Source organism: Nocardia altamirensis NBRC 108246 (genome assembly GCF_001612685.1).
GTDB lineage: Bacteria > Actinomycetota > Actinomycetes > Mycobacteriales > Mycobacteriaceae > Nocardia > Nocardia altamirensis.
In genome coordinates this window covers 220398-233509 of the sequence record NZ_BDAY01000009.1, presented here as the reverse complement: position 1 = coordinate 233509, position 13112 = coordinate 220398, and the positions used below count along the sequence as shown (strand labels likewise).

The 13112-nt window shown below is 67.3% G+C and carries 12 protein-coding genes; 6 read left to right on the top strand and 6 right to left on the bottom strand.

Going from position 1 to position 13112, the window contains the following annotated elements; all coding sequences use genetic code 11:
- Positions 1-386 precede the first annotated feature (386 nt).
- The 6 genes from NA11_RS05950 to NA11_RS05930 form a co-directional block, all read right to left on the bottom strand.
- Entirely contained in the window at positions 387-1214 is an 828-nt protein-coding gene (locus NA11_RS05950; RefSeq protein ID WP_069160701.1) for a class II fructose-bisphosphate aldolase, read from the bottom strand.
- Positions 1205-1330 (bottom strand): hypothetical protein, encoded by a 126-nt coding sequence (locus NA11_RS46990; RefSeq protein WP_281196819.1) that lies wholly within the window; start codon positions 1328-1330, stop codon positions 1205-1207. The genes NA11_RS05950 and NA11_RS46990 overlap by 10 nt, the downstream gene beginning before the upstream one ends.
- A 20-nt stretch (positions 1331-1350) precedes the next feature.
- Positions 1351-2292: a hexose kinase gene (locus NA11_RS05945; RefSeq protein ID WP_281196818.1), complete on the bottom strand. Its 942-nt coding sequence runs from the start codon at positions 2290-2292 to the stop codon at positions 1351-1353.
- Between the two features lie 8 nt (positions 2293-2300).
- Positions 2301-3455, bottom strand: coding sequence for an N-acetylglucosamine-6-phosphate deacetylase (locus NA11_RS05940; protein ID WP_069160700.1), 1155 nt, complete (start codon positions 3453-3455; stop codon positions 2301-2303).
- A gap of 284 nt (positions 3456-3739) precedes the next feature.
- A complete protein-coding gene (locus NA11_RS05935) occupies positions 3740-4771 on the bottom strand; it encodes an ROK family protein (RefSeq protein WP_084654204.1) in 1032 nt (343 codons plus the stop codon).
- Positions 4772-4882: 111 nt separating this feature from the next.
- Positions 4883-5800, bottom strand: coding sequence for an SIS domain-containing protein (locus NA11_RS05930; RefSeq protein ID WP_245745733.1), 918 nt, complete (start codon positions 5798-5800; stop codon positions 4883-4885).
- A 156-nt stretch (positions 5801-5956) separates the two neighbouring features.
- Here NA11_RS05930 and NA11_RS05925 point away from each other — a divergent pair, with 156 nt between their 5' ends.
- From NA11_RS05925 to NA11_RS05900, 6 genes are all read left to right on the top strand, one after another.
- Entirely contained in the window at positions 5957-7207 is a 1251-nt protein-coding gene (locus NA11_RS05925) for an extracellular solute-binding protein (RefSeq protein WP_245745732.1), read from the top strand.
- 1 nt (position 7208) lies between these two features.
- On the top strand, positions 7209-8090 hold the full coding sequence (locus tag NA11_RS05920) for a carbohydrate ABC transporter permease (RefSeq protein ID WP_069160698.1): 882 nt from the start codon (positions 7209-7211) through the stop codon (positions 8088-8090).
- Positions 8087-8992, top strand: a complete 906-nt coding sequence (locus NA11_RS05915) for a carbohydrate ABC transporter permease (protein ID WP_174567663.1) — start codon at positions 8087-8089, stop codon at positions 8990-8992. Before NA11_RS05920 ends, NA11_RS05915 begins: the two co-directional genes overlap by 4 nt.
- Positions 8993-9137: 145 nt before the next feature.
- Positions 9138-10535 (top strand): lipase family protein, encoded by a 1398-nt coding sequence (locus NA11_RS05910; protein WP_069160697.1) that lies wholly within the window; start codon positions 9138-9140, stop codon positions 10533-10535.
- 68 nt (positions 10536-10603) lie between these two features.
- The gene (locus NA11_RS05905) at positions 10604-11257 is read left to right on the top strand and encodes a TetR/AcrR family transcriptional regulator (protein WP_069160696.1); all 654 of its coding nucleotides are present in this window, start codon (positions 10604-10606) and stop codon (positions 11255-11257) included.
- A gap of 141 nt (positions 11258-11398) precedes the next feature.
- Entirely contained in the window at positions 11399-13015 is a 1617-nt protein-coding gene (locus NA11_RS05900; protein WP_069160796.1) for an AMP-binding protein, read from the top strand.
- The last annotated feature ends 97 nt before the right edge of the window (positions 13016-13112 follow it).

The following is a 13112-nucleotide window of genomic DNA, read 5'->3' as shown; positions in this document are numbered from 1 at the left end:
CCACCAACCAACCCCCACGCCCAAGGCCCACTTATCCCCAGAAAACGCGCCCATCCACAGCCCGCTCTCCTGGTCAGTCACCACGAGTGGCACATGGCTGCGGCAAAGTGCGAGAAGCGCACTCCGTGGTGTGCCACTCGTGATTCCTAAGGGGGCTCTCAGGCGGGGGTGGGGTTGTGCTCAGGTGGGGAGGGCAGGGTGGGGGATGTCGGTTGAGGATGGTTGATGGAGTGGTGGTCAGCCCGGCCGGTGGCGTGTGCTCCGTGCGCTGCCGGCCGACTTCACCAGGAGCGTGACCTGGGATTGTGGTCCGCCTGCTCGGCCGATCGAGACTTCCCTCCCGCGGTCGGCGGCGCTGTGTTTGCGCGTCGCCGGCCGCCACTTTTTCAGAGGGTGAGGAGGTGGAGGAAGCGGGTTACTTCGGATTGGACGGCGGTGCGGGCCGGGGTCAAGTATTTGCGGGGGTCGGAGAGGGTGGGGGTGGCATCCAGGGTTTCGCGGATGGCCTCGGTCATCAGGACGTTGAGGCGGGTGGCGATGTTGACCTTGGTGATGCCGTGCTCGACGGCGGCGCGCATGCCTGCGTCGGGGACGCCGGAGGAGCCGTGCAGGACCAGGGGGACAGGGACTTTCGCGGCGAGGGCGGCGATGAGGTCGTTGTCGAGGGTGGCGGTGCGGGTGTGCATGGCGTGCGAGGAACCGACGGCGACGGCGAGGGCGTCCACGCCGGTCGCCGCGACGAATTCGACGGCTTCGGCGGGGTCGGTGCGGACGCCGGGGGCGTGGGCTCCGTCCTTGCCGCCGACCTCACCGAGTTCGGCTTCGACGTGCACGCCGCGGTCGTGGCACCAGCGGGTGATGTCGGCGGTGGAGGCGACGTTTGCGGCGTAGTCGAGGGTCGACCCGTCGTACATGACCGAACGGATGCCGAGATCGACTGCGGCGCGGACCAATTCAGGCGTGGTCGCATGGTCGAGGTGAACGGCGATGTCGGCGGTGCTGTCCGCCGCAATGCGCAGGCAGGCAAGGGCCAACGGCGCCAGACTGCCGTGGTAGGCCGCCGTGTTCTCCGAAAGTTGCAGCACCACAGGGCGTTGCGCGGACTCCGCCGCCGCCGCGATGGCCTCGGCATGCTCCAGCGTGATCACATTGAAGGCGCCGAGCCCACCCGGTCGCGCCGCGGCGATCAGGTCGGAAACAGGCGTCAACGACATAGCGGTATCTCCTGAATGCTGAATACGCCGGACTGCTCGCCGAGCGAGGCCGGAACGACAAGGGTGGCAAGGATTTTCGCCGTGCTCGGCGCTGTGCCGATGGTTCGCGCGCTCACAGTGTCGATGGTTCGCGCGCTCACAGCACGGTTTCTCGGCGGGCGGGCAGGTCCAGCTGAGAGACGCGGACGGTGGGGGCGATGCGGGTGCGCAGGCAGCGGTCGATTTCGCCGGCCACCGGGATGACCACGGCCGCGGCCGAGGTGGCTACCGCGTCGGCGAGGATGGTCGGCCAGTCGGGGACCGGCTTGGCGGTGAGCGCGGCGATGACCGCGGCGGTGGCGGAATCGCCTGCGCCGGTGGGGTTTCCGGCGAGCGGCTCGGGGAGGACGGCGGACCAGGCGCCGTCGGCGGTGACCGCGACCATGCCGTCGGCGCCGCGGGTGGCGATGACGGCGCGGACGCCGTTGTCCAGCAACGGCAGTGCGGCGGCGACTACTTCGTCGGGGGTGGCCGGCTTGGTGCCGGTGAGGTCGCGTAGCTCGTCGCCGTTTGGCATCAGGATGACGCCGGGGACCTGGGCGGCCAGGCGTAGTGCTTCGCCGTCGACGTCACAGATGGTCGGCACGTCGGCGGCGATGGCGCTGCGGGCGATCTCCGCGGGCAGTGTCGGCGAGATGCCGCCGGGTAGGGAGCCCGAGATGACCAGGCCGTTGATTTCGGGCAGCAGGCCGACCACGCGGACCGCGAGCTGTTCGGCGGCGTGCGGGTTGGAGACGCGGGCGCCCGGCTCCCACAGGGCGGTCGCGGTGCCGTCCTCGGACTCGCTGATCACCACCGTGCGCCGGACCCACGGCAGCGCGTGCACGAAGTCGACCGGCATCTCCAGCTCGGCGGCGGCCGCGAAGGCGTGATCGGAGAAACCCGTTGCCCTGGCGTACTTTCCGAGTTGATTGAGCACTCTGGTGACGTTGATGCCTTTGCCGCCGATGCGCTGCTCCACCGAGCTGACCCGATGTGCCTGACCGCGCTCGAAGTGTTCGACCCGGTAGGTCATGTCGTAGGCGGGATTCATAGTCACGGTAAGGATCACGACAACCACTGTCCTCGTCTGAGCACTCGGCGTAACCGGAGGTTTTCATCCACTACCAGTGCATCGGCGAAATGGCCGATACGCAAGTCACCGACATCGGTCAGGCCGAGCGCGGCGGCAGGCGTCGCGGTGGCGGCGACGACGGCGTCGGGCAACGGCACGCCGGATTCGCGCACCGCCCGCACCACCCCGTCGAGCAGGGTGCTGATGCCGCCTGCGATCGAGCCGTTCGCGATCCTGGCCACCCCTTGATGCACGGTCACCGCCTGCGGACCGAGCTGGTATTCGCCGTCCGACAGTCCGGCCGCCTGCATGGCATCGGTGATCAGGGCGACCCGGCCCGGCGCGGTCGCGAAAACCAGTGCGGCGAAACCAGGGTCGACGTGCACGCCGTCGCCGATCAACTCGACCGTCACGTCATCGCCCGCAGCCGCGACCAGGGCAGCGCCGACGGGACCGGGGTCGCGGTGATGCAGCGGTGGCATGCCGTTCGCGAGATGGGTGACCATGCTGCCGAAGCCGGTGGGCCGCAACGCCTTCAGGAACGCCCCGTAATCGGCATTGCTGTGCCCGAGCGCCACCACCACGCCGCGGTCGGTCAGGCGTTGCGCGACAGCGTCGTAACCGGCGCGTTCCGGCGCCAGCGTCATCATCCGCAGGTGCCCACCGCCCGCGGCGAGCAGCTGGTCGGTCAGCTCGAGATCGGGGTCGCGCAGATACCGCGGATCCTGTGCCCCGCACCGTGCCTCGGACAGAAACGGTCCCTCGGCATGAATACCGCCGAGCAGTCCGTCCTCGGTCAGCTCACGCAGCATCGCGGTCTGGGCGACCATGTCCGCCGCCACCCCGGTGACGACGCTGGCCACCACGGTCGTCGACCCGCTCGCATGATGGAACTGCGCGGCCGCTCGTGCTTCCGCCGCGTCGACGGTGTCGAACCTGTGCCCGAAACCGCCGTGATTGTGCACATCGACCAGCCCGGGCAGCACCGTCCCCGCGAACGGCGGCAGCTCCGAATTAGGATGCGCCGCAGCCCATTCCGCCGCCGACCGGACCCCGGTGATCCGCTGGTCGCTGACCGTGAGCACCCCGTCGTCCAGCGTCGTGCTCGCGGAAACGATGCGGCCGCGAAGATCGAGAGTGCCAGTCATGCGCCGGCCTCGATTCGGCCGGTGCGCCGCTCGCAGCGGGATAGGCCACTCACGACTTCGCCTCGCTGACGCTCGGCTCCGTCGTGCGCGGCCGCACACTGTGCCCTCGGTTCGCGCGCTGACGCTCCCTCACGACCCCGCCTCGCTGACGCTCAGCTCCGTCGTGCGCGGCCGCACACTGTGCCCTCGGTTCGCTCGCTGACGCTCCCTCACGACTCCGCCTCGCTGACGCTCAGCTCCGTCGTGCGTGGCCGCACAACTGTGTCCTCGGTTCACTCGCTCCCTCACTCCAGCGCCCCCTGCCTGGCGAACAGCGCGGCGCCGGTCAGCCCGGCGCGTGCGCCGTACTCCCCGAGCACCACGCGGGGCGCGGGAACCAGGTGCAGGCGGTCGGCGATGGCCTGGTGCAGTGGATCGGTGAGGGCCGCACCGGCGCCCGCGAGCCCGCCGCCGAGGATGATCAGCTCGGGGCAGGCGGCGTGCACGATGCCGATGAGACCGTCGGCGAGCGCGTCGACCGCGTCGGCGAGCACCGCCGCGGCGTCCGAGTCGGTGTCGACCAGTGCGAATACTTCTGCGGCGCCGTCCATTTCGCGTCCGGTCCGGCGGGTGTACGCCCGCGCGATCGAGGCGCCGGAGGCAACGGTTTCGACGCAGCCGATGTTGCCGCACGGGCAGGGCAGCCCGTTCGCGCGGACCGGGATATGGCCGTACTCGCCGACCTGGCCGTAGCTGCTGCGCAGCAGCCGACCGCCGACGGACAGGGTGCCGGAAATGCCGGTGCCGAGGATGACAACGCACACGTTGTCGTGGCCGCGGCCCGCGCCGAATCGCCATTCGGCCCACCCGGCGACGAGCACATCGTGTTCGAGCAGGACCGGCATGTGCCACCGGCCGCTGAATCGATCGCCGACCTTCACGTCACGCCAGCCGATGTTACTGCTGAATACCGCGATCGACTCGACAGGATCGACGATGCCCGGCACCACAACGGCCGCCCGGCCGACCCGGTCGCGCTGCTCCTCGGTCAACTCGGCGAGCAACTGGTCACCCACCGCACCCATCGCCTCGAATGCGGCCTCACCCTGCGGCGTTGCGACGGTCGCTGCGGCGAATACGTGGCCGTCGGCGTCGGTGATCTCGCCTTTCATGGTGGTGCCACCGACGTCGAGACCGAGCACAAGCGCATCGTCGGCCAACGCGTCCGGCTGCGGCAGTACCGCAGCCGAACGCGTCGTTGTGCCGCCGGGCCGAGCCATCGCGGCCGGTCCGGCAGACCCGGCCGCGGGCCGGGCGGCACCGGCAGTGGGTTTCATACTTGGCACCCTAGTTCCCGGCGCCGGGGGTGGCGTGGTTCCGGAGGGGGCGTGGCCGCTTGCCACTCGGGGATGGCAGCCGGCAGGGCGGGTAGACACGGCTCGTACCGATCACTGATCGAGGACGACCGAGCGGTTCAGGTTGCGCGGGTGGTCGGGGTCGAGGCCGAGATCGGCCGAGCGCAGCACGCAGAGCTGGTGGATGCGGACCAGGTCGGCCATCGGGTCGATGTCCCGGTGTTCGAAGTGCGCGCCGGTGACGGCGACGTCGGCGGTGAAGTTCGGGACGAGCGGTCCGAACGCCCAGACCGCGCGGCCCGGCTTCGCGATGCTGATCGGCCCGTGCCGCCACTCGGTGGCCAGGTAGGACTCGGTCCAGGACTGGCAGGATTCGCGCAGCTTCAGGCCTGCCTCCTCGGCGATGGCCGCCGCGAAACCCATGCCGACGAAGCTGATCTCCTCTGCGCTGCGCACGTCGGCCAGCGAGATCGCGGGATCCTCGGCGAGCACCGCGCGGGCCTGCTCGATCACCGGGGCGAGGTCCTCGCCGAGGTGCCAGCGCAGGATGGCGAGGACGGTGGTGGCGAAGCGGGTCTGCACGACCGACTGCTCGTCGACCTCGTCGATCATGATCGGGTCGCCGAGCTCGAGCACCGGGGTGCCGGGGCTGGAGCAGATGACCGTGCGCGGAATGTGTGCTGGGATGTCCCGCATGGCATTGACCACCTCGGTGGTGGTGCCGGAACGGCAGATCACCAGGTAACGGTCGTATTCGCGGCCGGACCTCACCTCGCTGGCCGGCCAGGCGTCGGTCACGCCCTGGCCTGCGCTCTCGCGCAGTGCCGCGATCGCTTTGGACATGAAAAGGGAAGTGCCGCAGCCGATCACGGCCACTCGCTCACCGGATTGCGGGAGGATGGCGCGGTGTTCGGCGGCGATCGTTGCGGCGCGCGCCCAGTCGTCGGGCTGGGTGGCGATTTCGGTGGCCAGATGGGTGGCAGGCGTGGGTTCGGCGGAGATCGACACCACACCAGAATCCGCCCGGTGATCGTTCATGTCAAATTTACGAGCGAATCGGTCACATATGAGCAGGGTTAGGACTAGGTTAAGTTACGGGTCGATCTGTTCGATCCCATCATCGGCTGTCCAGTGGCGCCGGGTGTGCAAATTTGAAAGGTTCTGCTCGTGAAAAGACCACTCCACGGCGTGCTCGCGGGGGTCGCGATGGTCACCGGCGTTGCGCTGGCGATCTCGTCCTGTGGGTTCGGCTCGAAAGATTCCGCCGACTCCGACACCACGATCAACTTCTTAGCTCCGGCCTACAGCGACGGGGCTTCCGGTACGAAGGCGCTGTGGGACGGCATCATCGCCGACTTCGAGAAGGCGAACCCCGGCCTCAAAGTGAACCTTCAGATGGAGTCGTGGAACTCGATCAACGACGTGGTGCGCACCAAGCTCCAGTCCCAGTCGACCACCCCCGACGTCCTGAACATTGATGCGTACTCCAGCTTCGCCAGCGACGGAATGCTCTATCCCGCCAGTGAAGTCGTGTCGCCGCAGGTGCTCTCCGACATCCAGCCCGGCTTCGCCAAGAACGCCTCGCTGAACGGAACGCAGTACGCGCTGCCGCTGTTCGCCTCTGCGCGCACCCTGTTCTACAACACCGACCTGTTCACCAAGGCCGGCGTCGCCACGCCGCCGAAGACCTGGGCCGAGCTGACCGACGCGGCCAAGAAGATCCAGGCACTCGGCGGCGGCGTCTCGGGCTACGGCCTGCCGCTCGGCAGCGAGGAAGCCCAGGGCGAGACCTCCATCTGGACCTTCGGCGCGGGCGGCAAGTGGTCCGATGGTGACAAGGTCACCGTCGACACCCCGCAGAACCTCGAGGGCGTGCGCGCGATGCGCGAGATCGCCGATGCCGGTGTCACTCAGCCGAACCCGGGCGCGACCGACCGCAAGGACGTGATCAACGCGTTCATCCAGGGCAAGATCGGCATGATCGAGGGCCTGCCCCCGACGATCGGCCAGATCGCGTCGAAGAACCCCGGCCTGCAGTACGCGACCGCGCCGTCGCCGACCAAGACCGGCACCCCGGTGACCCTCGGCGTCGCCGATCACCTGATGGCGTTCAAGAAGGACGGCAAGAAGGCGGAGTCGATCAAGAAGTTCCTCGACTTCTTCTACGGCGCCGACGTTTACGCCAAGTTCGTGTCCAAAGAGGGCTTCATCCCGATCACCAACACCGCGGCCACCAAGCTGGCCTCGGACCCGGTGACCAAGGCCTTCGGCTCGACCCTCGCGGTGGCGCAGTTCTACCCGAGCAACAACCCGAAATGGGCTGCGGCGCAAGGCGCGATCCGGCAGCAGATCGGCACCATCGCACAGGGCACCGATCCGGCCCAGGTGTTGACGCGGATCCAGGAAGCCGCGAAGTAGCGTGCGACGCAAAGGAACGCTGGCGGCGATACCGTGGATAGGACCCGCGCTGGTCCTGATCGCGGCTATCGTCGCCTTCCCTGCCTGCTACATGGTGTGGACCAGTACTCGGGATCTGAGCGCCTACGGGCAGGATCGTGGCTCGGCCGGACTGGCGAACTACCGCACCCTGTTCCAGATTTCGGAGCTCGGCTCGATCCTGGTGCACACCGTGGTCTGGGTGGTCGCGGTCGTGCTGATCACCCTGGTGATCTCCGCCGGGCTCGCCCAATTCCTCAACAAGGACTTTCCCGGCCGCACCGCGGTCCGGATGGCGATCCTGGTGCCGTGGGCGGCCTCGGTGGTCATGACGACCACGATCTTCTACTACATGCTCGACCCCGACGTCGGCATCGCCAACCGGTTCCTGGTCGATATCGGCCTGCTCGACCGGGGTTTCGGCTTCACCAAGCAGCCGGGGCCCGCGTTCGTGGTGGCGATCGGTGTCGCGGTGTTCGTCTCGATCCCCTTCACCACCTACACGATTCTGGCCGGGCTGCAAGCGATTCCGGCCGAGATCGGCGAGGCGGGCCGGGTCGACGGTGCGAGCGCGTGGCAGCGCTACCGCTTTCTCACGCTGCCGCAGCTGCGTCCGGCGATCGCGGTGGCGACGATCATCAACATCATCAACTCGTTCAACTCGCTGCCGATTCTGCAGGTGATCACCGGCAGCATCGCCGGCTTCCAGGCTGATACGACGACCACGTTGTTGTTCAAGCTGATTCGGCAGAATCAACAGATCGACACGGCGGCGGCGATGAGCGTGCTGAACTTCGTGCTGATCATCGTCATCATCGCGATCTACGTGAAGGTGATCCGGCCTACCCAGGAGGTGGACGGATGACCGCCGATCTGACCCAGCTCGAAAAGGTCACCGGCGCAACCGAAGTCGGTGCGCGTGACGAACGGTCGGCGGGCCGCGCGAAGCGCCGTCGCTGGGACCTGACCGCGGTTGGCGTCGTGCTGGCCGCGCTGTTCCTGCTGCCGTTCATCGTCATGGTGCTCGGCTCGTTGAAGGAACGCGCCGAAATCCTGCGCATCCCACCGACGTACCTGCCGGAGAGCTGGCATCCGGACAACTACGTCACCATGTGGGACACCCCGGAAACGCCGCTGTCGTACAACCTGACGAGCACGATCATCATCTCGGTGTGCGCAACGGTGCTGGTGCTGCTCGTCGCCATCCCCGCGGCGTATTACACGGCGCGGCACAAGTTTCCGGGCCGCGCGGTGTTCCTCGGCCTGGTGCTGGTGACCCAGATGCTGCAGCCGACCGTGCTGGTGACCGGTTTGATCAGGGAGTTCTTCGCGGTCGGCATCAACGACACCTGGCTGGCGATGATTCTGGTGAACGCGGCGTTCAACCTGTCGTTCGCGGTCTGGATCCTGCACAGCTTCTTCGCCTCGATTCCGGTGGAGATCGAGGAGGCCGCGCAACTGGACGGGCTCAGCCGCTGGCAGACCCTGGTCCGGGTGAGCCTGCCGCTGGTCTGGCCCGGCATCGTCACCGCGACGATCTTCGTCGTGGTGTCCTGCTGGAACGAATTCGCCGCCAGCCTGGTGGTGCTGACGACACCGGAGAACCAGCCGCTGTCGGTGGCGCTGACCAAGTTCGTCGGTCAGTACGACACGTCGTGGCAATACGTGTTCGCTATTTCCACGGTCGGCATCATTCCGGTCGTCATCCTGTTCGCGCTCATCGAGAAGCGCCTCGTCGCAGGCCTCACGGCGGGCAGCGTCAAGTAGATCGCCCGGCGGGTGGTGGCGTGCGCCACCCGCCGTTGGCGTGTTGTGCCTCGAACCACTGTCTGGGTCTGGACTTCTTGCCCGCTATCTGAAAATATCTCTTACCAATATTGGTAACGAGCGGTAACGGGAAGTAGGCACTTCGATGAGCGTGCGCAATGGTGGGCGCGTCGTCGTCCTCGGCGTCATCGTGCTGATGGCGTCGTGGATGGCACTCGGTTCGGGGCAGGCGGCGCCGGGGGAGCAGGAGGGCGTGCGGGTCGAACCGGCGCCCGCGCTCACGCTGCCGCCGGAGCTCGACGACTTCTATCGGCCTTCGGCAGGCGCGGTTGCCGCGGCCCAGCCCGGTGAGATTCTTCGCGCACGGGCGATCTACCCGGCATTCATGGGCATTCTGCAGCTGAATGTCGATGCGTGGCAGCTGCTTTACCGCACGACCAACAGTCACGGAGAACCGATCGCGACGGTCACGACGATCCTGAAGCCGCGTGGTCCCGCGCCTGCGGGTGGGGCGAAGTTGCTGTCGTACCAGATCGCCGAGGACAGCGGCGCGCAGTACTGCGCGCCGTCGTACGTGGCCCAATCCGGTGCCATTCCAGTCGATTACGTGAATGCGGCGGAGACGCTGATCCCGATTGCCGCTGGCCTCGGGCAGGGCTGGACTGTCGCCATGCCCGACTATCAGGGACAGAATTCGGCCTACGGCGCCTCGCGGATGAATGCGCAGGCAACGCTCGACGGCATTCGCGCTGCCGAGAACTTCGCGCCCGCGCAGTTGAACGGGCCGAGCACGCCTGCGGCGCTGTGGGGATACTCGGGCGGCACCATTCCTTCGTCGTTCGTGCCGGAGATCAAGGAAAGCTATGCCCCCGAGCTCAATATCGTCGGCTCGGCGTCCGGCGGTGTCGCGCCCGCCGACTTCGCAGCGGTGGTGCGGCACAACAACAATGGCGTGTATGCGGGCCTGATCTCGGCCGCGTTCGTCGGTATCGCCACCGAATATCCGGAAATGCAGCGGGTGTTGCGTGAGCGGGTCGATCTCCTCGGGCAATTCGTCCTCGCCTCGAAGAAGGTGCTCTGTCATCCGCAGGGCGCCCTCGTATTTCCCGGACTGAACTACCTCGGCACGTTCCAGGGTGCCGACCCACTGGCGATGCCGGAGATCAAGGAAGCGATCACGGACAACTCGCTCGGTCAGCGGAAACCGTCGGTGCCGATCTACTTCTATCACGCGCAGAACGACGAGCTGATACCGATCGCGGGCACCGATGCGGTCGTCGACAAATACTGTGCCGAAGGCGGTCCCAGCGTGACCTATGTGCGGGAGTTCGCCGCCGAACATCTTTCCGGCGTCGTCACCCATCTGCCCGGCGCGTTCTATTGGCTGAAGGATCGGCTGAACGGTGTGCCCGCGCCGGCGGGCTGCTCGATCTCCAGTCCGGTGAGCACCATTCCGGATCCGCAATTCGGACATGCGCTCGCGGAGATCCTGCCGCCGATGGCGCAGGCGCTTGTCGGATACGCGATCGGCCAGCAGAAATAGCCCGTCGACCCCGGTGCGGACCGATGTCCGTGCCGGGGCCGATGCGGTTCTGCGGGTAGCATCGAACGGTGGCACGGCGGGTAGCGGAACCAAGAGACGGGCGCAGCTATGGTGGGCTGTCCAGGGAGCAGCGGGTGGCCCAGCGGCAGACCCGATTGATCGATGCCGCGCTCGAATTATTCGGAACCCATGGCTATGCGGCCACTTCCATCGAGCGACTGTGTGCGGTGGCCAATGTTTCCACGCGCAGTTTCTATGAAGATATGGGCAGCCGGGAAGCATTGCTGATCGCGCTGGCCGATCGGATTACCTCCCAGGCGTCCGCGCGGGCGGTGGAATCGCTGACGACGTCCGCGGGTAAACCGATGTCGGAGCGGGTAGTCGAGGGTTTCCGTGCCTATCTGGCGGTGACCTGTCAGGATCGCCGCTCGGCCCGCGTCTGCTATGTCGAGGTGGTCGGAGTCAGTCAGGCGGTGGAGGAATGGCGCAGGGAACAGCGGCGCCTGCTGTCCGCATTGTTGATCAGCGAGGCCGAGCGTGCGGTCGAGCGCGGGGAGACCAAGCCGCGACGCTTCGACCTTTTCGCGCTCGCGGTGATCGGCGCGGTGAACTCACTTGCCCAGGAATTGGTGCACACCACCCTGCCCGATTCGGTGGTCGATCTCGATGAAATATGCGACGAGATCGCCTTCGTTGTGAATTCCGGTCTCGGCCTGACCTGAGCCGAAAATCGGCGAAAGTCGCTGTAGTCGCGTCCTTTCAGTCATCTGAAAAGATGTCTTGCCGAATTTGAGTGCGTCTCTTACAGTCGTATCGAGTCCCTTGTTCGAGGGAATCGACGACTTTCTCTGGACGGAGTGTTCATGTCCTCCCTCGCAACTGCCGCGCGCGCACTGGTGGTCAACCTGCACTCGGTGGGTGTGCTGCAGCGGGCAGGCGTGCTCGATCTGCGCAGGCCGGTCGACCTGATGCGCGCGGCCAGGGCGGTCCGGCAGTACGGCGCCATCGCGGGGCCGATGCGGATGTCGGCGCGCCGGGAACCCGAGCGGGTTGCCGTGATCGACGAACTCGGCCCGCTCACCTACCGTGAGCTCGAGGCGCGCGGCAACGCGCTGGCCCGCGGTTTCACCGCGCTCGGCCTCGGAACGGGCGACACGGTCGCCACGCTCGTCCGGGACCGGCGCGAGCTGGTGGACACCATGCTCGGTGCGGCCAGGATCGGTGCTCGGCTGGTGCTGCTCAATACCGGGTTCGCCGGTCCACAGCTGGCCGATGTCGTTGTCAGAGAAGGCGTGAATGTCGTGGTGTACGACCAGGAATTCGCCGACCTGCTGCGGGTGCTGCCGCCGCAGGTGCGCCGGGTGCTCGCGGTACACGACGGCGTTGTCGACGAGCCGACGATCGATGAACTGATCGCGGGCAACGACACCGCTGACCTGGCTCCGCCGCCGAGGCAAGGTGGTTTCGTGCTGTTGACCGGCGGCACCACCGGGACCCCGAAGGGGGTGCCGCGCGAGGTGAAGTCGCCACTGGCCGCGGCCGCACTGCTCGAGCGAATTCCGTTGCGCCGCAATCAGACTATGGTGCTCGCCGCGCCGCTCTTCCACGGCACCGCGTTGAACCAGTTCATCCTGGCGCTCTCGCTCGCCTCGACGGTGGTGCTGCGCAGGCGATTCGACGCCGAGGCGACCATGGCGGCGGTCGCCGAGCATCGGGCGCAGGTGCTCGTTCTCGTGCCGACCATGCTGCGCCGGATACTCGACCTCGGCCCAGGCATGCTGGTCAAGTATCACACCGACAGCCTGCGCATCATCTTCAGCGCGGGTTCGGCGCTGCCCGCTGTGCTCGGCGACGCGGCCGCCGCGGCGTTCGGCGATGTGCTGTACAACTTCTACGGCTCGACCGAGGTCGGCGTCGCCGCCATCGCCACGCCCGAGGACTGGAAGGCGGCGTCCGGGACAGTGGGCAGGCCACCGACGGTGTGCACCGTCCGGCTCTATGGCGAGGACGGCAAGCTCGTCACCGAGCCGGGCGCCCGCGGCACCATTTACGTGCGCAGCCTGCTCTCGTTCGCCGGGTATTCCGGCGGCGGCACCAAGGACAGCATCGAGGGGTTGCTGTCCTCGGGCGATGTGGGGCACTGGGATTCGGGCGGGCGGCTGTTCATCGACGGCCGCGACGACGACATGATCGTCTCGGGCGGGGAGAACGTGTTTCCCGGCGAGGTCGAGGAGTTGCTGTACGCGCACCCGGCCATCGCCGAGGCGGCGATCGTCGCGGTGCCGGACGACGAATTCGGCCAGCGGCTTGCGGCTTTCGTGGTGCGCCGGCCTGGGCACGAGCTGGCCGCCGACGAAGTCCGGGCCTACGTGAAGGCGAATCTGGCCCGGTTCAAGGTGCCGCGCGATGTCAGTTTCGTCGCGGAGCTACCCCGCACCAGCACCGGCAAGCTGCTGCGTCGAGACCTCACCGCGAACTGACGGAAAATCGTCTGGGACAGGTATAGACATCCCGGTCTGCATCTGAAAATATGACTTACCAATATGGCGGGCCCTGCGCCCGCCGTGCACCGAAATG